20 protein-coding genes are annotated in these 21,828 nt (G+C 64.9%); 10 read left to right on the forward strand and 10 right to left on the reverse strand.

All coding sequences use genetic code 11. The annotated features are described in order from the left end of the window. Positions 1–4 precede the first annotated feature (4 nt). From ubiB to ubiE, 3 genes are read right to left on the reverse strand one after another with little or no spacing between them, the layout of a single operon-like run. The gene (gene ubiB, locus PJ259_RS19190) at positions 5–1,603 is read right to left on the reverse strand and encodes a ubiquinone biosynthesis regulatory protein kinase UbiB (RefSeq protein ID WP_059313494.1); all 1,599 of its coding nucleotides are present in this window, start codon (positions 1,601–1,603) and stop codon (positions 5–7) included. Next, positions 1,600–2,235: a ubiquinone biosynthesis accessory factor UbiJ gene (locus tag PJ259_RS19195; RefSeq protein WP_271653838.1), complete on the reverse strand. Its 636-nt coding sequence runs from the start codon at positions 2,233–2,235 to the stop codon at positions 1,600–1,602. Before PJ259_RS19195 ends, ubiB begins: the two co-directional genes overlap by 4 nt. Beyond that, on the reverse strand, positions 2,235–3,005 hold the full coding sequence (gene ubiE / locus PJ259_RS19200; protein WP_059313496.1) for a bifunctional demethylmenaquinone methyltransferase/2-methoxy-6-polyprenyl-1,4-benzoquinol methylase UbiE: 771 nt from the start codon (positions 3,003–3,005) through the stop codon (positions 2,235–2,237). Before ubiE ends, PJ259_RS19195 begins: the two co-directional genes overlap by 1 nt. A gap of 151 nt (positions 3,006–3,156) precedes the next feature. Here ubiE and PJ259_RS19205 point away from each other — a divergent pair, with 151 nt between their 5' ends. Next, a complete protein-coding gene (locus tag PJ259_RS19205) occupies positions 3,157–3,435 on the forward strand; it encodes a polyhydroxyalkanoic acid system family protein (RefSeq protein ID WP_059313497.1) in 279 nt (92 codons plus the stop codon). Between the two features lie 6 nt (positions 3,436–3,441). Here PJ259_RS19205 and PJ259_RS19210 read toward each other — a convergent pair whose 3' ends face one another. The 6 genes from PJ259_RS19210 to PJ259_RS19235 all read right to left on the reverse strand — a co-directional run bounded on the left by PJ259_RS19210 (position 3,442) and on the right by PJ259_RS19235 (position 11,007). Beyond that, positions 3,442–3,813: a DUF971 domain-containing protein gene (locus PJ259_RS19210; RefSeq protein ID WP_271653839.1), complete on the reverse strand. Its 372-nt coding sequence runs from the start codon at positions 3,811–3,813 to the stop codon at positions 3,442–3,444. Between the two features lie 228 nt (positions 3,814–4,041). After that, complete coding sequence (hslU, locus tag PJ259_RS19215; RefSeq protein ID WP_059313499.1) at positions 4,042–5,391, reverse strand: ATP-dependent protease ATPase subunit HslU; 1,350 nt, start codon at positions 5,389–5,391, stop codon at positions 4,042–4,044. Positions 5,392–5,410: 19 nt separating this feature from the next. After that, entirely contained in the window at positions 5,411–5,944 is a 534-nt protein-coding gene (hslV, locus tag PJ259_RS19220; protein ID WP_059313500.1) for an ATP-dependent protease subunit HslV, read from the reverse strand. 245 nt (positions 5,945–6,189) lie between these two features. Continuing rightward, positions 6,190–6,924, reverse strand: a complete 735-nt coding sequence (locus PJ259_RS19225; protein WP_257706598.1) for an SPOR domain-containing protein — start codon at positions 6,922–6,924, stop codon at positions 6,190–6,192. Between the two features lie 15 nt (positions 6,925–6,939). After that, positions 6,940–8,697, reverse strand: a complete 1,758-nt coding sequence (gene argS / locus PJ259_RS19230) for an arginine--tRNA ligase (protein WP_271653840.1) — start codon at positions 8,695–8,697, stop codon at positions 6,940–6,942. Positions 8,698–8,793: 96 nt separating this feature from the next. Then, positions 8,794–11,007, reverse strand: a complete 2,214-nt coding sequence (locus PJ259_RS19235; protein ID WP_271653841.1) for a primosomal protein N' — start codon at positions 11,005–11,007, stop codon at positions 8,794–8,796. Between the two features lie 157 nt (positions 11,008–11,164). Here PJ259_RS19235 and rpmE point away from each other — a divergent pair, with 157 nt between their 5' ends. The 3 genes from rpmE (at position 11,165) to PJ259_RS19250 (ending at position 13,588) form a co-directional block, all read left to right on the forward strand. After that, positions 11,165–11,380 carry a 50S ribosomal protein L31 gene (rpmE, locus tag PJ259_RS19240; RefSeq protein WP_007161618.1) on the forward strand — a complete coding sequence of 72 codons (216 nt, stop codon included), beginning with the start codon at positions 11,165–11,167 and terminating at the stop codon, positions 11,378–11,380. Continuing rightward, positions 11,380–12,207 (forward strand): thermonuclease family protein, encoded by an 828-nt coding sequence (locus PJ259_RS19245; RefSeq protein ID WP_059313503.1) that lies wholly within the window; start codon positions 11,380–11,382, stop codon positions 12,205–12,207. Before rpmE ends, PJ259_RS19245 begins: the two co-directional genes overlap by 1 nt. A gap of 112 nt (positions 12,208–12,319) precedes the next feature. Beyond that, on the forward strand, positions 12,320–13,588 hold the full coding sequence (locus tag PJ259_RS19250; protein ID WP_059313504.1) for a malic enzyme-like NAD(P)-binding protein: 1,269 nt from the start codon (positions 12,320–12,322) through the stop codon (positions 13,586–13,588). Between the two features lie 53 nt (positions 13,589–13,641). Here the strand turns inward: PJ259_RS19250 and PJ259_RS19255 are convergent, their stop codons facing one another. Beyond that, a complete protein-coding gene (locus PJ259_RS19255; RefSeq protein WP_271653842.1) occupies positions 13,642–16,062 on the reverse strand; it encodes a penicillin-binding protein 1A in 2,421 nt (806 codons plus the stop codon). Positions 16,063–16,229: 167 nt separating this feature from the next. On the opposite strand from PJ259_RS19255, the gene PJ259_RS19260 reads away from it, so the two are divergent. Genes PJ259_RS19260 through aroK form a run of 6 tightly spaced genes read left to right on the forward strand, consistent with a single transcriptional unit; the run spans position 16,230 to position 21,820 of the window. Beyond that, on the forward strand, positions 16,230–17,294 hold the full coding sequence (locus PJ259_RS19260) for a pilus assembly protein PilM (protein ID WP_059313506.1): 1,065 nt from the start codon (positions 16,230–16,232) through the stop codon (positions 17,292–17,294). Next, complete coding sequence (locus tag PJ259_RS19265) at positions 17,295–17,882, forward strand: PilN domain-containing protein (protein WP_059313507.1); 588 nt, start codon at positions 17,295–17,297, stop codon at positions 17,880–17,882. It abuts the gene before it with no gap. Beyond that, positions 17,879–18,532 (forward strand): type 4a pilus biogenesis protein PilO, encoded by a 654-nt coding sequence (pilO, locus tag PJ259_RS19270; protein WP_271653843.1) that lies wholly within the window; start codon positions 17,879–17,881, stop codon positions 18,530–18,532. Before PJ259_RS19265 ends, pilO begins: the two co-directional genes overlap by 4 nt. Further along, positions 18,529–19,047, forward strand: a complete 519-nt coding sequence (locus PJ259_RS19275) for a pilus assembly protein PilP (protein WP_059313509.1) — start codon at positions 18,529–18,531, stop codon at positions 19,045–19,047. Before pilO ends, PJ259_RS19275 begins: the two co-directional genes overlap by 4 nt. Continuing rightward, positions 19,047–21,296 carry a type IV pilus secretin PilQ gene (gene pilQ / locus PJ259_RS19280; protein ID WP_271653844.1) on the forward strand — a complete coding sequence of 750 codons (2,250 nt, stop codon included), beginning with the start codon at positions 19,047–19,049 and terminating at the stop codon, positions 21,294–21,296. Before PJ259_RS19275 ends, pilQ begins: the two co-directional genes overlap by 1 nt. A gap of 5 nt (positions 21,297–21,301) precedes the next feature. Next, positions 21,302–21,820 (forward strand): shikimate kinase AroK, encoded by a 519-nt coding sequence (gene aroK / locus PJ259_RS19285; protein ID WP_059313511.1) that lies wholly within the window; start codon positions 21,302–21,304, stop codon positions 21,818–21,820. The last annotated feature ends 8 nt before the right edge of the window (positions 21,821–21,828 follow it).

The raw sequence follows: 21,828 nt of genomic DNA on the forward strand, positions 1-21,828 counted from the left end.
GAGTTCAGCGCCTTATCACCAGAACCAGGCCGCCGACCAGCATGGCCCAGGCCGGCCAGGCATGGGGCTGGGGTTCGAGCCCCAGCTGGGCTGCGCCGACCAGCATGACCGCGCCGATCACTCGGACGATCCAGTCGTCGCGGCGGCCTCCCCAGGGATTGGGCGGATCCTTGCGATGCGGCTGGGTGATGCGTTCCAGGGTATCGCGAGCCATCTGCGCCAGATGAGGAATCTGTTCCAGTTGCTGCTGAATGTTGCGGGCGACCTGCGGCGGGCTGAGCCGCTTGCGCATCCACTTTTCCAGATAGGGCTTGGCGGTGGACCAGAGATCCAGGTCCGGATAGAGCTGGCGACCCAGGCCTTCGATATTCAGCAGGGTCTTCTGCAAGAGCACCAGTTGCGGCTGGATCTCCATGTTGAAGCGTCGCGCCACCTGGAACAGCCGCAGCAGCAGCTGGCCGAAGGAGATGTCCTTGAGCGGCTTCTCGAAGATGGGCTCGCAGACGGTGCGGATGGCCCCTTCCAGCTCGTTGACCTGGGTGTTGGCAGGCACCCAGCCAGAGTCGATGTGCAACTGGGCGACCTTGCGGTAGTCGCGCTGGAAGAAGGCCCAGAGGTTGCGCGCCAGGTAGTCCTGGTCTTCGGGGGTCAGGCTGCCGATGATGCCGCAGTCCACGGCGATGTAGAGCGGATCCCAGGGCTTGGCGGTGCTGACGAAGATGTTGCCCGGGTGCATGTCGGCGTGAAAGAAGCTGTCACGAAACACCTGGGTGAAGAAGATCTCCACGCCGCGCTCGGCCAGCAGCTTGAAGTCGGTGCCCTGGTCGCGCAGGGCCGCCAGATCGGTCACCGGGATGCCGTAGATGCGCTCCATGACCAGTACCCGCTCGCGGCACCAGTCCCAGTACACCTGGGGCACATAGAGGCGCTCGGAACCCTCGAAGTTGCGTCTCAGCTGGCTGGAGTTGGCTGCTTCGCGCAAGAGGTCCAGCTCGTCGTAGATGGTCTTCTCGTAGTCGCTGACCACCTCCATCGGGTGCAGGCGACGCGCCTCCGCGGAGAGCTTTTCAGCGGTGCGGGCCAGCAGGAACAACCAGGCGATGTCCTGGCTGATGATGCCTTTGAGACCCGGCCGTACCACCTTGACCACCACTTCTTCGCCGGTGCGCAGCTGGGCGGCATGGACCTGGGCCACCGATGCCGAGGCCAGCGGCTGGTGATCGAAGCGGGCGAAGGCCTGCTTGATGGGCATCCCGAGCTGGGCTTCGATGAGCGCCACGGCCTTTTCGGGCGGGAAGGGCGGTACCTTGTCCTGCAGGAACATCAGTTCGTCGGCGATATCCTCGGGCATGAGGTCGCGACGGGTGGAGAGGATCTGGCCGAACTTGATGAAGACCGGCCCCAAGCCTTCCAGCGCCAGGCGCAGCCGGGCACCGCGTGGCAGCGTCTTGCTCGGCCGCGGCAGCCAGCGCCAGGGCAGCACGTAGCGGGTAGCGCGCAGGTACCAGGGCAGCGGCAGGGCGTAGACGATGTCGTCCAGCCGATAGCGGATGATGACGAAGAGGATCCGCAACAGGCGGTTGAGGGCAGCGAACAGCTTCATTCGTCGGGGTTATCCCTGGCGTTGCGGGCGGCGCCCAGGCGGGCAAGACGGGCGTCGAGACGGTCCACGTCCAGGCGCAGGGCATCGATCTCGGCGAAGCGGGCCTCGCCTTCGAGGCGCCCGACCAGATGGCGGCTCTCCTCGTTCAGCCAGTTGGACAGCGTCATTTGCAAGCTGTCCCGGCTCTGTTCGCCAAGGACCTGACCGCGACGGGCGAGATCGCCCAGCAGTGCTGCCGGCAGGGGGCCAAGCCAGCGACTGACCTCGTGCTGCCAGTCCAGCTCCAGCTTCTGCAGGATGTCGGCCAGTTCGATCAGCAGGGTGCTGTCGCCTTCCAGGCGCACGTCCGGCTGGTGCAGGACCCGCTGCTTGTCACGGGCCAGGGCCAGCTCGGCCAGACGCGTAGCCGGGGCCTTGAGGGTGCAGTCGATGTCCCCCTCGTGATGGGCGGCGAAGTGCATGCCGTCACCCGCTGGCAGGATGTAGAGGCGCAGCGCGGGTTGCCGGGTCTGCACGGCGATCACCCGGCCAGTCAGGGCCGCCAGGCGTGGCAGCGCCACCGGATCGAGCGCCAGCAGTGGATTCAGGCCGCGTTCCAGCGCGGCCAGCAACGCCTGGGTGACGAGAGCCATCAGGGCTTGATGCCGCGATGCAGGGCAACCACGCCGCCGGTCATGTTGTGGTAGGAGACCCGGGCGAAACCGGTCTCTTCCATCATGGCCTTGAGGGTCTGCTGGTCGGGATGCATGCGGATGGATTCGGCCAGGTAGCGGTAGCTCTCGGCATCGCCGGCCACCAGCTTGCCCATCAGTGGCAGGAAGCCGAAGGAGTAGGCGTCATAGGCCTTGGACACCAGCGGATTGGTGGGTTTGGAGAATTCCAGCACCAGCAGTCTGCCACCGGGCTTGAGCACACGCAGCATGGACGCCAGGGCCTGATCCTTGTGGGTGACGTTGCGCAGGCCGAAGGCGATGGTGATGCAATCGAAATGGTTGTCGGGGAAGGGCAGCTTCTCGGCATCCGCCTGGACGAAACGCACATTGCTGGCGACGCCCTGGTCGAGCAGGCGATCGCGACCGACCCGGAGCATGGAGTCATTGATGTCGGCGAGAACCACCTCGCCGGTGGGGCCGACCAGGCGGGCGAACTGCTTGGTCAGGTCGCCGGTACCCCCGGCGATGTCCAGCACCCGATTGCCGCGCCGCACGCCGGAGAGCTCGATGGTGAATCTCTTCCACAGCCGGTGGATGCCCGCCGACATCACGTCGTTCATCACATCGTACTTGGCGGCGACCGAGTGGAAGACTTCCGCGACCTTGTAAGCCTTCTGGCTCTCCGGAACGCTCTGGTAGCCGAAGTGGGTCTGGGATTCGGCCTCGGGGCCTTTGCGCGGATCGCTCATGGGGCTACACCTGGGACAGGGACAAGAGGGCATTCTAGCAGGCCGATCACCCGACTTGCCTGGCTAAAACCGGGGCTGACCGCTCGGTTCTCACGATTGGCGACGTGGCGGGCCCTCGCTATAGTCATGGCCCTTTATCCGGAGTTCCCCGATGTCCCAGATCACCATCGAACGCAGCCATTCGCTTGGCTTGGAAGGCGTTCGCCAGAAGGCCGATCAACTGGCCGAAAAACTCACGCGCGACTATGGGGTGGCCTGCGCCTGGGAGGGCGATACCCTGAGATTCACGCGCAGTGGCGTGGATGGGCGGATCGAAGTAGCGGAAGATAAGGTGCGGGTGCTGGCGACCCTGGGGATGATGTTCTCGATGCTCAGCGGCCAGATCGAGAAGGAGATAGAGCGCAAGTTGGACAAGGCCCTGGCAGCCTAGTCCGGGCTAGAGCATCAGCTTGACCGCACTGACATGCGGGTCCCGCGTCTTGCCGGCGCGGGCCAGCTGCTCCAGGTAGTCGGCCCAGAGTTCGTCACGGCGACTGCCCAGTTCGTAGAGATAGTCCCAGCTGAACAGGCCGCTGTCGTGGCCATCGTCGAAGGTCAGCTTGATGGCGTAGCGCCCTGCCGCTTCCACGGCGGTGATGCCGACCTGCTGCTTGCCGAACTGCAGCACCGGATTGCCGTGTCCCTGCACCTCGGCCGAGGGCGAATGCACCCGCAGGAATTCGGCGGGCAGCTCGAAGGTTTCCGCGCCGTAGCTGACGCTGAGGGTCTTGGAGGCCTTGTGGAGCTGTATGGCGGTGGGGATACGCATGCTGAGGTTCTCTGGACGGCGATTCAGTCTTTGCTTGAGGCCAACGCGGCCCTGGCGGTCCGTCGATGTGGCCGCTTCTACCGGTCGCCGTAGGTTGGGCTGAGCACAGCGAAGCCCAACATGGGCGCAGGGCGCAGGCAATGTTGGGCTTCGACTATAGAGCTGTCTCAACCCAACCTACGGTCTATTGCGGCCATGGCCGCGATCAACCAGGCATCAGGCCTACCGTCACAGTATATAGCGCGACAGGTCTTCGTCCTGGGCCAGTTCGCCCAGATGGCCGTTCACATAGGCCGCGTCGATGACGATGGGCTCGCCATTCTGCTGGCCAGCCAGGTCGGCGGCGCTGAAGGACACCTCTTCCAGCAGGCGCTCCAGCAGGGTGTGCAGGCGACGAGCCCCGATGTTCTCGGTCTTCTCGTTGACCTGCCAGGCGATCTCGGCGATGCGGGTAATGCCATCGGCGGCGAATTCCACGTGCAGCCCCTCGGTCTTGAGCAATTCGCGATACTGCTCGGTGAGGGAGGCGTGCGGCTCGGTGAGGATCCGCTCGAAGTCCTGCGGGGTCAGCGCCTTGAGTTCCACGCGAATCGGCAGGCGACCTTGCAGCTCCGGTACCAGGTCGCTGGGCTTGGACAGGTGGAAGGCGCCCGAGGCGATGAACAGGATGTGGTCGGTCTTGACCATGCCCAGCTTGGTGTTGACGGTGCAGCCCTCGATCAGCGGCAGCAGGTCACGCTGCACCCCCTCACGGGAAACATCGGCACCGCTGGTGTTGCCACGCTTGGCGACCTTGTCGATCTCGTCGATGAAGACGATGCCGTGCTGCTCGACGGCTTCCAGGGCGCGGCCCTTGAGTTCTTCCTCGTTGACCAGGCGGGCGGCTTCTTCGTCGCGCACCAGCTTGAGCGCTTCCTTGACCTTGAGCTTGCGCTGCTTGGTCTTGCCCTTGTGCATGCCGGCGAAGAGATTCTGCAGCTGGCTGGTCATCTCCTCCATGCCGGGCGGGGTCATGATCTCGACGCCGGCCGGCGTGTCGGCCACCTCGATGTCGATTTCCTTGTCGTCCAGCTGGCCTTCGCGCAGACGCTTGCGGAACAGCTGACGAGTGTTGCTATCGGTGGCGGTCGGCTGGGGTTCGTTGCTGAAGCCCACCGAAGGACGCGCCGGCGGCAGCAGAGCATCGAGGATGCGCTCTTCGGCAGCGTCTTCGGCGCGATGGCGGTTAAGCACCATCTCCTGTTCGCGCAGCATCTTCACGGCGGCGTCGGCGAGATCACGGATGATGGACTCGACGTCGCGGCCGACATAGCCGACCTCGGTGAACTTGGTCGCTTCCACCTTGAGGAAGGGCGCATTGGCCAGCTTGGCCAGGCGCCGGGCGATCTCGGTCTTGCCCACGCCGGTCGGGCCTATCATCAGGATGTTCTTGGGCGTGACCTCGGGGCGCAGCTCGGCGGGCAGCTGCATGCGCCGCCAGCGGTTGCGCAGGGCGATGGCCACGGCGCGCTTGGCGTCGTCCTGGCCGATGATATGGCGGTTGAGTTCGTGGACGATTTCGCGGGGGGTCATGGACATGGGCAGTCTCTAAACCGGATCACGCCTGAGGCGCGTCCAGCTCCTCGATGGTCAGGTTGCGGTTGGTGAACACGCAGATGTCACCGGCGATATTCAGGGAGGTCTCGGCGATCTCGCGGGCACTGAGGTCGGTGTGCAGGAGCAGGGCGCGGGCGGCGGCCTGGGCATAGGCACCCCCGGAACCCATGGCGATCAGGCCCTCCTCGGGTTCCACCACGTCGCCGTTGCCGGTGATGATCAGGGAAGCGTCCTTGTTGGCGACCGCCAGCATGGCTTCCAGGCGGCGCAGGGCACGGTCGGTGCGCCAGTCCTTGGCCAGCTCGACGGCGGCACGGACCAGATGGCCCTGATGCTTTTCGAGTTGCGCCTCGAAGCGCTCGAAGAGGGTGAAGGCGTCGGCGGTACCGCCGGCGAAACCGGCCAGCACCTCGCCCCGGTACAGCCGCCGGACTTTCTTGGCATTGCCTTTCATGACGGTGTTGCCCAGGGAAACCTGGCCGTCGCCGCCGATCACGACCTTGCCGTTGCGGCGTACAGAAACGATGGTGGTCAAGGGAATCTCTCCGCGTTGCTTGGGCCGTCGGCCCCGGTTACGCGGAGATATGGGGATGGCCGCGGCGCCCTTCAAGCGTCGCGGCGAGGGGATTCGGCAGGTGAGCGTCTGTTCACGGCCTCGCGAGCTAGAACCAAACAAGGCGAAAACGCTCGAGGAAGCGCGGTTTGCGCGTGGTAAATGAGCATTCCGAGAGAGTTTTCAACGCCGTTTGGCCGACGCGCAGCAGGCCATGGGCAGACTCTTTAGTGACCGCGTCGCTGTTGCAGCAACAGATTCTTGAAGCCGCTGCCGGCGAGCTGTTTCTGCGCCTGGGTCAGCTGGTCGCGATCGCTGTAGGGACCGACCAGTACCCGGTACCAGGTGTCGTCCTTGACCTTGCCCGACTCCACCCGCACGTCCTGGCCGAGCATGATGATCTGGGCGCGGACCCGGTCGGCATCGGCCTGGGTGCGGAAGGAACCGGCCTGGAGGAAGAACAGGGTTACCGGCGGCTGGGCCTTGGTGGTGGCTTCCTTGGGCGGCGTGGCGGCCGGCTGGCCCGGAGCGGTACCTGGCGTGGTCGGGGTCGCGGTGGTCGGCTGGCCGGGCTGCGCCGGCGTCGCCGCGGCATCCGGCTTGGCCGGGGTGGTCGGCTTGGCGGCCGGCGTGCGTGGCACGGCGTCCGGCGGCACGATCACCTCGGATTCGGGCAGCAGGGTATAGAAATCGTACTTGGGCTTGATCGGCGTAGGCGGCGTGCCTTCGGTCTTGCCGGCAGCGGTCGACTTGCCATTGCCCGCCGTGGCGGCCGGGCGACCTTCCTCCGGCTTGGCGCGCTGCACCGACTTGTTACCCGGTTCGAGCTTCATCAGGAATACGACGAAGGCGCCGATGGCCAGACCCGACGCGAGCCAGACCCAGCCGGGCAGGGGCTGTTTCTTGGGAGCCGAGGTGTTGCGACTGGCGCCGCGCTTGGGTGGGGCTTTCTTGGCCATCAGGCGGTGATCCGTCTCTTACATGCGTTCCAGGGTGTGCAGGCCGAGCAGTTCCAGACCCTGCTTGAGGGTGCGCCCGGTGAGGGCGGCCAGCCGCAGGCGGCTCTGGCGCAGCCCAGGGTCCTCGGCGGTCAGGATCGGGCAATTCTCGTAGAAGCTGGAGAACAGGCCGGCCAGGTCGTAGAGGTAGCTGCACAGCAGGTGGGGGGTGCCCTTGTCGGCGACGCTGGCAAGGATCTCGCCGAATTGCGCCAGGCGACCCCCCAGATCCTGCTCCTGCGGGGCGTCCAGGCGGATGCTACCGGCGGGTTCGCTCTGCTCGGCCTTACGCAGCACGCTGGCGACCCGGGTGTAGGCGTACAGCAGATAGGGCGCGGTGTTGCCCTCGAAGCTGAGCATCTGCTCGAAGTTGAAGCTGTAGTCGCTGGTGCGATGCTTGGACAGGTCGGCGTACTTGACCGAGGCGATACCCACCACGCGGCCGATGTGGCGCAGTTCGTCTTCGCTGAAGGGGGCCTCGCCGCGCTCGGCGCGACCGGCATTGCGCTCCTTGACCAGCTGATAGGCGCGCTCCTCGGCTTCGTCGAGCAGGTCCACCAGCTTGACGGTGCCGCCGTCGCGGGTCTTGAAGGGGCGGCCATCGGCGCCGTTCATGGTGCCGAAGCCCATGTGTTCGAGTTGCATGGCCGGATCGACGAAGCCGGCGCGGCGCGCCACCTCGAAGGCCATCTGGAAGTGCAGGGCCTGGCGCTGGTCGACGAAGTAGAGCGCGCGGTCGGCGTGCAGCTGGCGGCTGCGGTAGCGCATGGCGGCGAGGTCGGTGGTGGAATAGAGATAGCCGCCACCGGCCTTCTGCACGATCACCGGCAGGGGATTGCCCTCGGCGTTCTTGAATTCATCGAGGAAGACGCAACGGGCGCCATCGCTCTCGGTGAGCAGGCCGGCGGCGTCCAGATCGGCGACCACCTGGGCCAGGTCGTCGTTGTAGGCGCTCTCGCCCTTGACGTCGGCCGGAGTCAACTTGACGTTGAGGCGGTCATAGACCTCCTGGCAGTGGGACAGGGAGACGGCGTTGAATCGCTCCCAGAGGCGCAGGCAGTGGGCATCGCCCGCCTGCAGCGCCACCACCAGTTCGCGAGCACGGGCGGCGAACTCCGGCGAGGCGTCGAAGCGGCCCTTGGCCGCGCGGTAGAACACCTCAAGATCCGCCAGCTCGCCCTCGGCGGCCTGGGGTTGTTCTTCCATGTAGGCCAGCAGCATGCCGAACTGGGTACCCCAGTCACCCACGTGGTTCTGGCGGATCACCTCGTCGCCGAGGAATTCCAGCACCCGCGCCACGGCATCGCCGATGATGGTGGAGCGCAGGTGACCGACGTGCATCTCCTTGGCCAGGTTCGGCGAGGACAGGTCCACCACCACCCGCTGGCGTGGGCCGCCCTTGTGCACGTCCAGCTGCGGATCGGCAAAGGCCGCATCCAGCCGCGCGGCCAGTTGCGCGTGGTTCTGAAAGAAGTTGAGGAAGCCGGGGCCGGCGATCTCCACCTTGCTTACCGCCGGGTCGGCGGGGAGGGCGGCCAGCAGCTTCTCGGCCAGTTCGCGCGGCTTGGCGCGGGCCGGCTTGGCCAGCAGCAGGGCGACGTTGCTGGCGAAGTCGCCGTGGCTCTTGTCCTTGGTGTTCTCGACCTGGATGGCCGGCGCCACGTCGGCCGGCAGGGTGCCGTCGGCGATCAGGCGGTCGAGGGCGTGCTGGATGAGCTGGCGGATGCTGTCTTTCATGGTCATTGGCCTTCGGCGTGCGCCGAGCGCGCACTGCGATGAAAACCCGGCATTATCCGTGGCAAGCCCGGCCTTGCCAATGGTAAGCCAGTGCCACTAGAACAGATCGATGGGATCGACGTCCAGGGACCAGCGCACCTGGCGCGCTTCCGGCAGGCTTTCCAGTTGGGCCACCCAGATGCCCAGCAATCGGTGCAGGGGCGCGCGACTGCTGCTCTGCAGCAGCAACTGGGCCCTATGGCGACCGGCACGGCGTTCCATCGGCGCCGGTACCGGGCCGAGCAGCTCTACCTGGGGCAGGGCGAGATTGACCGCCAGGCCTTCCGCGACGTGATAGGCCGCCTCCAGGAAATTTTCCACCTGATCCTGGCGATGGGCATCGGCGCGCAGCAATGCCAGATAGGCGAAGGGCGGCAAACCCGCGGCGCGGCGCTCCTGCAAGGCCTGGCGGGCGAAGGCTGGATAGCCTTCCTCGGCAAGCTGCACCATCAGCGGGTGATCGGCCAGGTGGGTCTGGATCAGTACCTGCCCGGGCTCCTCGGCGCGGCCCGCACGTCCGGCCACCTGGACGATCTGCTGCGCCATGCGCTCACTGGCGCGGAAGTCGGCGGAAAACAGCCCGCTGTCGGCATCGAGCACGGCCACCAGGGTCACCTTGGGGAAGTGGTGGCCCTTGGCGAGCATCTGGGTGCCGACCAGGATGCAGGGCACCCCGCTATGAATGGTGCGCAAGAGCTTGCCCAGGGCGTCCTTGCGCGCGGTGGTGTCGCGGTCGATGCGCAGCACCGGGATGTCCGGAAAGAGCAGCTGCAGGCGTTCCTCGGCGCGCTCGGTGCCGGCACCCACCGGACGCAGGTCGAGCTTGCCGCAGGAAGGGCAATGACGCGGCGGCGCCTGGCGGTGATCACAGTGATGGCAGCGCAGCTCACCGGAGCCGCGGTGGTAGGTCATGCGCGCATCGCAGCGCGGGCACTGGGCCAGCCAACCGCAGTCGTGGCAGAGCAGGGTAGGGGCGAAACCACGCCGATTGAGGAACACCAGCACCTGCTGCCCGCGCTCCAGGGTCGCGCCCATGGCCTTGAGCAGTGGCTGGGACAGACCGCTGTCCAGCGGGCGACTGCGCACGTCAAGGCGCTCGAAGCGTGGCGGCTGGGCGCCGCCGGCGCGCAGTGACAGGCGCAGATGGGCGTAGCGTCCCTGGTCGGCGTTGTGCAGGCTCTCCAGCGAAGGGGTGGCCGAGCCCAGCACCACCGGCAGATTCTCGAAGCGTGCGCGGACGACCGCCAGGTCACGGGCGTGGTATCTCAGGCCTTCCTGCTGTTTATAGGAGGCATCGTGTTCTTCGTCGACGATGATCAGCCCGGGGTGCTTGAGCGGGGTGAACAGTGCCGAGCGGGTGCCCACCACGATATCCAGTTCGCCGTCGCGGGCGGCCAGCCAGATGTCCATGCGCTCACGATCGGTCAGCGCCGAGTGCAGCAGGGCGATGCGGGCATTGAAGCGTTGCTCGAAGCGGCCCAGGGTCTGGGGGCCCAGGTTGATCTCGGGGATCAGCAGCAGCGCCTGGCGTCCCGCTTCCAGGGTGGCCCGGATCAGCTGCAGATAGACCTCGGTCTTGCCGCTGCCGGTCACCCCCTCCAATAGATAGCAATGGAAGCCGCTGCCGCTGCGGATCGCTTCGTAGGCCAGCCGCTGCTCGCTGTTTAGCGGCAATTCGGCCTGGGCGAGCCAGGAGCCCTGGTGCCGGGTCGGCTGGTGATAGCGGGTCTCCACCTGGACCAGGCCCTTGGCCTGCAGGAGATCGAGACTGTCCTTGACCAGGCCGAGCTGGCCGAGCAACTCGTGCAGCACGCCATGGGGGTGCTGGCGCAAGGTCTTGAGCGCCTCGCGCTGGCGCGGTGCCCGGGCCAGGCGCGGGTCTTCCGGGCGGGCGTCGGGCTGGGCGGTCCAGAAGCGCTGCAGCCGGCGCTCCGCCGGCTCCCCCTGACGCAAAAGGGCAGGAAGTGCCCAGCTCAGAGTGTCGCCGAGGCTGTGCTGATAGTACTGGGCGGACCACTGGCAGAGTTCGAACAGCGCGCTCGGCAGCGGCGGGCGCTCGTCGAGCAGTTGCAGGGCCTTGCGCAGTTTGTCCGGCGGCACCTCGGTTTCCTGGGCCACCTCGATCAGTACCCCGACCACTTCGCGCCGGCCGAACGGCACCCGCAGTCGTACGCCTGGCCGCAACTGTTCCTCGGCCGCCCCCTTGGGCGGCAGGTAGTCGAACAGGCGGCGCAGTGGGGAAGGCAGCGCCAGGCGCAGGATCAGGGGCACGGCAAGGCTCGCAGGCGTAAAGCCCGATGGTAGCAGACAGGCGGTGTGGGGGTTGCTTGCACGTCCGATCCGCTCTGGTATGATTCGCAGCCCAAATCTGTGCGGTATCCGGCAATGGCGCCGGGTGGCGGCACAGCTAGACCCCGAGGATAGTTCCATGAAAGCTGATATCCATCCGCAGTACGATGCTATCGAAGCCACCTGCAGCTGCGGTAACGTCATCAAGACCCGCTCGACCCTGAGCAAGAACATTCACCTGGACGTCTGCTCCGAATGCCACCCGTTCTATACCGGCAAGCAGAAGGTCCTGGACGCTGGCGGTCGTATCGATCGCTTCAAGCAGCGCTTCGGCGTGTTTGGCAGCAGCAAGTAATGCGCTGCCGTCGACCATCTCCGTATGGCTCGACACTGAAAAAGGCGTCCCTCTGGGGCGCCTTTTTTATTGGTGCTCTCGTTGGCGCACCACTGGTTCTAGGGGCGGAGTGCCCGCTGCTGCCTGGTGGGCAGGAGGTCACGGTGCGCCAGGTGGTGGACGGCGATACCCTGCGCCTGGCCGATGGCCGCGCGGTGCGCCTGATCGGCGTCAATGCTCCGGAGCTGGGCAAGTCCGGCGGTACTCCCCAACCCTATGCCGAAACCGCGCGCCGTCGCCTGCAGGAACTGGTCGCGGCCAGCGACGAGCGCCTGCGCCTGGTGCCGGGCAGCGAAGAAACCGACCACTATGGCCGTACCCTGGCGCACCTCTATGATCGCCAGGACAGCAACCTGGAAGCCCGACTGATTGCCGAGGGGCTCGGTTACGCGGTGGCCATCGCCCCCAATACCCGGCTGGCCGCCTGTCAGGCCGCCGCGGAACGCCAGGCGCGCCGGGCGCGATTGGGCATCTGGAAACAGGATCCGACCATCGCCGCCACCCGCGTCGAAGAAGGGGGGTTCGCCGTAGTGCAGGGGCGCCTGCGGGAGGTCGAGCGCAACCGTGGCGGACTCTGGCTGCAGTTGGAAGGAGACCTGGTGGTCAATGTCCCCGATCGCTTCGTAGACGCCTTCGACGAGGTGCCGCTGCAGCAATGGATAGGTCGTGACCTCGAGGTGCGGGGCTGGATTTCCGACCGCAATCGCCGCAGGGAGCCTGGCCGGGCGCGTTGGCAGATGACCCTGAACGACCCGCACATGCTGGGTTTGCGGGTTGAATCGTTTTAGCCGAAAGTCGTATTGCGATTGATTTCAGGCATATGGCCGATTGCTTGTGGCACCTTGAGTCTTTGCGTATTCTCGCCCGACCCAAGACCCACACCACGCGGATATACCAATAATGTCTGATCTCAAAACCGCCGCCCTCGAATACCACGCCCAGCCGCGCCCCGGCAAACTCAGCGTCGAGCTGACCAAGCCCACCGCCACCGCCCGCGACCTGTCCCTGGCCTACAGCCCCGGCGTCGCCGAGCCGGTCCGCGAGATCGGTCGCGATCCCGAACTGGCCTACCGTTACACCGGCAAGGGCAACCTGGTTGCCGTGATCTCCGACGGTACCGCCATCCTCGGCTTGGGCAACCTCGGCCCGCTGGCCTCCAAGCCGGTGATGGAAGGTAAGGGCGTGCTGTTCAAGCGCTTCGCCGGTGTGGATGTTTTCGACATCGAGGTGGACGCGGAGAGCCCCCAGGCCTTCATCGACACCGTCAAGCGCATCTCCATCACCTTTGGTGGCATCAATCTGGAAGATATCAAGGCGCCCGAGTGCTTCGAGATCGAGCGCGCCCTGATCGAGCAGTGCGACATCCCGGTCTTCCACGATGACCAGCACGGTACCGCCATCGTGACCGCTGCGGGCATGCTCAACGCCCTGGAAATCGCCGGCAAGCGCCTGGAAGATGCCAAGATCGTCTGCCTGGGCGCCGGTGCCGCCGCCATCTCCTGCATGCGTCTGCTGGTGAGCATGGGCGCCAAGGTCGAGAACATCTACATGATCGACCGTCAGGGCGTGGTCCACAGTGGCCGCAACGACCTGAACCAGTACAAGTCGGCCTTCGCCACCGAAACCAGCAAGCGCACCCTGGACGACGCCCTCGAAGGGGCCGACGTCTTCGTGGGTCTGTCCGGCCCGAATCTGCTGTCGGCCGAAGGCCTCAAGCGCATGGCGGCCAACCCCATCGTCTTCGCCTGTTCCAACCCGGATCCGGAAATCACCCCCGAGCTGGCCCACGCCACGCGCGATGACGTGATCATGGCGACCGGCCGTTCCGACTACCCGAACCAGGTGAACAACGTCCTGGGCTTCCCCTTCATCTTCCGTGGTGCCCTGGACGTCCGCGCCCGCGTCATCAACGAAGAGATGAAGATCGCCGCCGCCCTGGCCCTGCGCGACCTGGCCAAGCTGCCGGTGCCCAAGGAAGTGTGCGAGGCCTACAATGTCGAGAGCCTGAGCTTTGGTCGCGAGTACATCATTCCCAAGCCCATGGATGCGCGCCTGATCACCCTGGTATCCGATGCCGTGGCCAAGGCCGCCATCGAGACCGGCGTGGCCACGCTGCCCTATCCGGCGAACTACCCGCTGAAGTCGGTGGACGACGTCTTCGCCAAGTAAGTCTTGGCGCAATAAAAAACCCCGCCTTGGCGGGGTTTTTTATTGGCTGGAGATCAGAAGATATCCATGGGCACGTTTTCGCTGGAGGGCAGCGGCGTACCCGGCGCCACGCCCGGCGGCAGCTCGTCCAGGCTCGGCGGGGTGTCCTCGCTCTTGAACAGCTCGAAATAGGCGTTGGGCGTACCGGGTGGCGCGGCGCGACCGGTAGTGGGGTCGACGCGGATGGAGACGATGCCGTCCGGCTCCTTGAGCTGATGCGGCGGCTTGTCCTTGAGCGCGGCACCCATGTATTTCATCCAGATCGGCAGGGCCACGGTGCCGCCGAATTCCTGGCGGCCAAGGGTCTCGGGCTGGTCGAAGCCGGACCATACCGTGGTCACGTAGTCGCCGTTGTAGCCAGAGAACCAGGTGTCCTTGGATTCGTTGGTGGTACCGGTCTTGCCGGCCAGGTCATTGCGACCCAGTTCCAGGGCCTTGCGTCCGGTACCGCGCTTGATCACGTCCTGCAGCATGCTGTTCATGATGAAGGCGTTGCGCGGGTCGATGACCTGGGGCGCGAACACGGGCGCCGGATTGGCCGGGTCGGCGGACGCGGTATCGGCGGCAGGTGTCACCTCGACGCCCGGGGCGGCCTTGGCCTGCTCCTGCTGGGGTACACGCGGCGGTGCGGCGCGATAGACCACCTTGCCATCGCGGTCGGTCACGTGGTCCACCACGTAGGGCGTCACCTTGTAGCCCTCGTTGGCGAACACCGACCAGCCAGTGGCCACCTCCAGCGGTGTCAGACCGGGTGTCCCAAGGGCCAGGGACAGGTTGCGCGGCAACTGGTCCCGCTCGAAGCCGAAGCGGCTGACATAGTCCAGTGCATAGTCGATGCCGATGGCCTGCAACACGCGAATGGACACCAGGTTGCGCGACCGGTAGAGCGCTTCACGCAGGCGGATGGGGCCGAGGAAGGTGTTGTTGTCGTTCTTCGGGCGCCAGGCTTCGTCGGGGTTCTCGTCCATGAAGACGATGGGGGCGTCGTTGACCAGGCTGGCCGCGGTGAAGCCTTTTTCCAGCGCCGCGCTGTAGATGAACGGCTTGAAACTCGAGCCGGGCTGACGGCGGGCCTGGGTCGCACGGTTGTAATTGCTCTGCTCGAAGGAGAAACCGCCGATCAGGGCGCGGATGGCGCCATCCTGGGGATCCAGCGATACCAGTGCGCTCTGCGCCTTGGGCACCTGCGAGAACTTCAGGCTGCCATCGTCCTGGCGCTCCACCCGCACCAGGTCGCCGACCTTGACCACGTCGGCCGGACCGTTCGGCCGCGGCCCCAAGCTATTGGCGCTGAGGTAGGGACGGGCCCACTTCATCGACTCCCAGGCGACGGCCTCTTCCTTGCCGTCGCGGGTCAGCACGAGGATGCCACTCTTTTCCACCTGGGTGACGACGGCCGGATCCTGGCCGCCGACGATGCGCTGCTTCTGCAGCAGGGCACTCCATTCGGGCTGGCTGCGGTTGGGCCACTGGGCCTCGGGGCCACGGTAGCCATGGCGCTGATCGTAGTCGGTCAGACCGTCACGCACCGCCTCGAAGGCGTCCGTCTGCAACCGGCTGTCGATGGTGGTGTAGACCTGATAGCCATCGGTATAGGCATCGCCGCCATAGCGACCGACCATTTCCGCCCGCGCCATCTCGGCGATGTAGGGGGCGTTGAGTTCGGGTACGGCGACGTGGTGATAGGCCTCGAGCGGCTCGGCGATCCCGGCCTGGTAGGCCGCCTGATCGATATAACCGAGCTTGAACATGCGTTCGAGAATCCAATTGCGTCTTTCCAGGCTACGCTCAGGATTAGCGACCGGGTTGTAACGCGACGGCGCCTTGGGCAGGCCGGCGATCATCGCCATTTGGGCGACGGTCAGATCCTTGATGGATTTGCCGTAGTAGACCTGGGCGGCGGCCTCGATACCGTAGGCGCGGTTGCCCAGGTAGATCTTGTTGACATAGAGCTCGAGGATCTCGTCCTTGGTCAGTTGGCGCTCGATTTGCAGTGCCAGGAGGATCTCGGTGAATTTGCGCGAGAAGCTGCGCTCGCTGGTCAGGAAGTAGTTCTTCGCGACCTGCATGGTAATGGTGCTACCGCCGGTCTGGATGTGTCCGGTCCTGACCAGCTGGCTCACCGCACGCGCCAGGCTCTTCACATCCACGCCATAGTGATTGGCGAAGTTGTCATCCTCGGCGGAGAGCAGGGCATGGATGAAGTTGGGCGGTATCTCGTTGAAACGCAGTGGCGAGCGGCGCATTTCCCCGAATTCGGCGATGAGCTTGCCGTCCGCGCTATACACCCGCAAAGGGATCTGCAGTTGCACGTTACGCAGGGCATCGATGGACGGAAGGCTGGGGCTGAGGTAGAGGAAGGCACCGCTGAGACCCAGCAACAGGCTGCAGACCAGGGCGACCAACGACCACCAGAAAAACTTCAGAACACGCATCAAGAGACTTTTCGAATGGAAAGAAGGAAAGGGCGACAGGTGACGGTCAGCCTACACGGCGTCGCCATTATAGGCGCGTTTGGCGGTTGGCCGCTATTTGCTCGGGTGTCAAGTCTGTTATCTAATGCCCGTCTACGGAATACCACCGTCGCTCATAGGGAACTGATGTGCTAGGGCTATTCAGAAAGAAGGCGAATACGCTGCTGGGTATCGACGTCAGTTCGACATCCGTGAAACTTATCGAGTTGAGCCGTGCAGGCGGTCGCTATCGGGTGGAAGCCTATGCGGTCGAACCCCTCCCGGCCAACGCCGTGGTCGAAAAGAACATCGCCGAACTCGAAGGCGTGGGCCTGGCCATCGGCCGGGTGCTGGTCAAGGCCCGCACCTCCGCGCGTAGCGCCGCCGTGGCTGTTTCCGGCTCGGCAGTGATCGCCAAGACCATCGAGATGGATGCCGGCCTGTCTGATGACGAGCTGGAAAACCAGATCAAGCTGGAAGCCGACCAGTACATTCCCTATCCGCTGGACGAGGTCGCCATCGACTTCGAGGTGCAGGGGCCGTCGCCGCGCAATGCCGAGCGCGTCGAGGTGCTGCTGGCTGCCTGCCGAAAGGAAAACGTCGAGGTCCGCGAGGCAGCGCTGGCGCTGGCCGGCATTTCGGCCAAGGTGGTCGACGTCGAGGCCTATGCGCTGGAGCGGGCCTACCAGCTACTGGCCAATCAGCTGGGCGGGCATGTCGACGACCTGACCGTGGCGGTGGTCGACATCGGCGCCACCATGACCACCCTGAGCGTGTTGCACAACGGCAAGACCATCTATACCCGCGAGCAGTTGTTTGGCGGGCGCCAGCTTACCGAGGAGATCCAGCGACGCTATGGGTTGTCGGTGGAGGAGGCGGGCCTGGCCAAGAAACAGGGCGGGCTGCCGGACGACTATCAGAGCGAGGTACTGACGCCTTTCCGCGAGGCCGTGGTACAGCAGGTGGCCCGTTCGCTGCAGTTTTTCTTCGCGGCTGGGCAATACAATGATGTGGACTACATCTTGCTTGCGGGTGGGACCGCGTCAATTTCCGGACTCGACCGCTTGATCCAGCAGAAAATCGGCACCCCCACCGTCCTGGCCAATCCCTTCGCCGACATGACCGTCAGCAACAAGGTCAATGCGGCGGCCCTGGCCGGCGATGCCCCGGCGCTGATGATCGCTTGCGGCCTGGCCATGAGGAGTTTCGACTAGATGGCCCGCATCAACCTCTTGCCCTGGCGGGAACAGCTGCGCGAAGAAAGGCGCAAGCAGTTCCTGGTGATCCTGGGCGGCATCTTCGTGCTCTCGTGCGGCGCCGTATTTCTCGGGGATCAATACCTGTCCGGCGAAATCGCCCGTCAGGAGGCCCGCAATGCCTTCATCCAGCAGAACATCGCCCAGCTGGACGTGCGCATCAAGGAAATCAGCGAACTCAAGACCCGCCGTCAGCAGCTGCTGGCGCGGATGAAGATCATCCAGGACCTGCAAGGCAATCGGCCGGTCATCGGTCATGTCTTCGACCAGCTGGTGCGGACGCTGCCGGACGGCGTGTATTTCCGCGAGCTGAAGATGCAGGGCGATACCCTGTCGATCAGTGGCGAGGCGGAATCCAACAACCGGGTCTCCAACCTGATGCGTAATCTTGACGCCTCCGACTGGTTTACGTCGCCAACGCTGATCGAAGTGAAGGCGACCACCGCCGGTGCGGTGGATCAGGCCAATACCTTCCAGCTCACCGTCAAGCAGACCCAGCCCGGTGCTCCGGCGACAGCCCCGCTCGCCAAGGGAGGCAAACCATGAGTCTCGCCGATTCCCTGGCCAGCCTGCGCAAGGTCGACATCAACGAGCTCAGCCTGGAGAATCTCGGTTCCTGGCCCAAGCCGGTCAAGGTCATCGCCTGCCTGCTGATCGTGCTGGTGGTGCTGCTGCTTGGCTATCAGTTCCATCTCAGCGACATGCAGGCGCAGCTGGACAACCAGCGCACTCAGGAAGAAACCCTCAAGCAGCAGTACGCCAGCAAGGCCTTTCAGGCCGCCAACCTGGATGCCTACAAACAGCAGATGGTCGAGATGGAGGAGTCCTTCGGGGCCCTGCTGCGGCAATTGCCCGGCGATACCGAGGTGCCGGCGCTGCTCGAGGACATCACCCGTACCGGTCTCGGTAGCGGCCTCGAGTTCGAGCAGATCAAGCTGCTGCCGGAAGTCACGCAGCAGTTCTATGTCGAGTTGCCGATCCAGATCACCGTGGTGGGCAACTATCATGACCTGGCGACCTTCGTCAGCAGCGTTTCCAGCCTGCCGCGCATCGTGACCCTGCACGACTTCGATCTGAAGCCGGTGGATGACAAGAACGCTAACGGGGGCGGCTCGGTGTCAGGTACCGGCGGCAAGTTGCGCATGAACGTCCTGGCCAAGACCTACCGCTACAATGACAAGGGGCTCGGCAAATGAAGACGCCCCTGTTGCTCTGCCTGTTGACCAGCGTGCTGGTTGGCTGTGGTTCCAGCGATACCAGCGACCTGCAGGCGTTCATGGACGAAACCCGCGCCAAGCCGCGTGGGTCCATCGAGCCGCTGCCGCAATTTCGTGCCTACGAACCTTTCACCTATGCCGCCTCGGCGATGCGCAGTCCCTTCCAGGCACCGGTACGCATCGACCCCACGGTGCGCCAGCGCGGGACCGGCAACATCAAGCCTGACGTGAATCGGCCGAAGCAGTTTCTCGAAGGCTTCAACATCGAGACCTTCAGCATGGTGGGCATCCTGGCCAACGCCAGTGGCCGCTATGCGCTGGTCAACGGCGCCGGGGGCGTGCATCGCGTCAAGGTGGGTGACTACCTGGGGCGTAATGACGGGCGCATCACCAAGATCACTGACGGTGAGATCGACGTGATCGAAATCGTCCCGGATGGCGAGGGTGGCTGGCTGGAACGGCCGCGCACCATCACCTTGAAGGAAAAGACTTAATGGGCGGGGCAAGTACAGTGAAGACGAATAGCGCAAGACGGCTGGGACTGGGATTGGCCTTGTTGCTGGGCAGCCTGGCCGGCCAGGCCCTGGCAGCCGATCTGCAGGCCTTGAACGTCGCCTCCCTGCCCGGGGATCGCATCGAGCTCAAGCTGACCTTCGATCAGCCGGTCCCGGTACCCAAGGGCTACACCATCGAGCAGCCGGCGCGGATCGCCCTGGACTTGCCGGGGGTGGCCAACAAGCTCGGCACCAAGAGCCGCGACCTGGGTAACGGCAATGCCCGTAGCGTGACGGTGGTAGAGGCGGGCAACCGGACCCGGCTGATCATCAACCTCACCAACCTGGCCAGCTACGACACCCGCGCCGATGGCCGCAATCTGTTCGTCACCATCGGTGGCACCGCCGGTCGTCAGGCAGCTACCGCCCAGGCCAACCTGACGCCGAATCTGCCGCGCGCCGCCGCTCCAGCCACCGTGACCGCACCGGCGCCAGCACCGCTGCCAGGCGCTGTCACCCGCACGCAGCTGCCGCCTACTCAGGCCACCTCCACCGTCGCCGCCATGACCGCGCCCCGCCCGCAGCTACGTGGCAAGGCGATCCGTCATATCGACTTCCAGCGTGGCCCCCAGGGTGAGGGCAACGTGGTCATCGACCTGAGCGAGACCGGCATCAACCCGGATATCCAGGAACAGGGCGGCAAGATCCGCCTGACCTTTGCCGGCACCCAGTTGCCGGAAGAGTTGCGGGTGCGGCTGGACGTCAAGGACTTCGCCACTCCGGTGCAGTTCGTCAATGCCTCGGCCGACAGCAGTGGCGCGAGCATCGTCATCGAGCCTACCGGGACCTACGATTACCTGGCCTACCAGACCAATAACCGCCTGACCCTGAGCGTCAAGCCGCTCACCACCGAAGAGAAGGAAAAGCGCGCAGCCGATCGCTTCACCTACACCGGTGAAAAGCTGTCGCTGAATTTCCAGGACATCGATGTGCGCTCGGTGCTGCAGTTGATCGCCGACTTCACCAACCTCAACCTGGTGGCGAGCGACACCGTGCAGGGCAACATCACCCTGCGCCTGCAGAACGTGCCTTGGGATCAGGCGCTGGATCTGATTCTCAAGACCAAGGGGCTCGACAAGCGCCAGATCGGCAATGTGCTGCTGGTGGCCCCGGCCGACGAGATCGCCGCCCGTGAACGTCAGGAGCTGGAGTCGCAGAAGCAGATCCAGCAGCTGGCGCCGCTGCGCCGTGATCTGATCCAGGTCAACTACGCCAAGGCCGCCGATATCGCCAAGCTGTTCCAGTCGGTGACCAGCGCCGACAAGACCGCCGACGAGCGCGGCTCCATCTCTGTGGACGAGCGCACCAACAGCATCATCGCCTACCAGACCCAGAATCGCCTGGATGAACTGCGCCGTATCGTCTCGCAGCTGGATATTCCGGTGCGCCAGGTGATGATCGAGGCGCGCCTGGTGGAAGCCAACGTCGACTACAGCAAGCAGCTGGGCGTGCGCTGGGGGGGTAACTCCACGTCGGGCAACTTCGCCGTCTACGGCAAGGACGGCGCCACCACCGTCGATACCACCACGCGCCAGGCTTACCTTCCTGGGACCAGCACCATCGGTAACTTCACAGCCGCCAGCGGTGTGGCCCCGACGCCCTTCGTGGATATGGGTGTCGCCGGTAGCACCTCGGGCATCGGCATCGGCTTCATGGCCGGTGGCCATATGCTGGACCTGCAGCTGTCCGCCCTGCAGTCCAGCGGCAACGGCGAAATCATCTCCCAGCCCAAGGTGGTCACCTCGGACAAGGAGACCGCGAAGATCCTGCGTGGTACCGAGATTCCCTATCAGGAAGCCAGTTCCAGTGGCGCGACCAGCACCAGCTTCAAGCAGGCAGCCCTGTCACTGGAGGTCACGCCGCAGATCACGCCGGACAATCGCATCATCATGGAGGTCAAGGTCAACAAGGATGCCCCTGACTACCAGAACGCCTTGAATGGTGTGCCGCCGATCAGCAAGAACGAGGTCAATGCCAAGGTGCTGGTGAGCGATGGCGAGACCATCGTGCTGGGTGGGGTCTTCTCCAATACCCAGACCAAGTCCACCACCAAGGTGCCGATGCTGGGCGATATTCCCTATGTCGGCCGGTTGTTCCGCCGGGATTCGGTCACGGACAGCAAAGTCGAGCTGCTGATCTTCCTCACGCCGCGTATCATGAACAACCAGGCGATAGCGGTTGGTCGATGACATAAGTGCGTAATCTGTTTCTCGTAGGACCGATGGGCTCAGGCAAGAGCACCATCGGTCGGCTCCTGGCGAAGGAATTGCGGCTGCCGTTCAAGGATTCCGACAAGGTAATCGAAGAACGCACCGGTGCCGACATCCCCTGGATCTTCGATGTGGAAGGCGAGCAGGGCTTTCGCGAGCGTGAACACGCCGCGATCGCCGAGCTATGCGCGGAGAACGGTCTGGTGATGGCCACCGGGGGCGGCGCCGTGCTGCGCGAAGACAATCGCCAGGCACTCAAGCATGGCGGGCGGGTCATCTATCTGCATGCCTCCATCGAGCAGCAGATCGAGCGGACCTCGCGGGACCGCAATCGGCCGCTGCTGCAGACTGCCGATCCCGCGGCCGTGTTGCGTAATCTCATGGCCATGCGCGATCCGCTGTATCGCGAGATCGCCGACATCATCATCGAGACCGACGAGCGGCCGCCGCGGCTGGTGGTGTTGCAGATACTCGACCGTCTGAAAGCCCTGGCACCACATTAAAGCCGCGG

Origin of the sequence: Pseudomonas sp. JBR1, from assembly GCF_028198185.1 — a bacterium.
GTDB classification, from domain to species: Bacteria; Pseudomonadota; Gammaproteobacteria; order Pseudomonadales; family Pseudomonadaceae; genus Chryseomonas; species Chryseomonas oryzihabitans_E.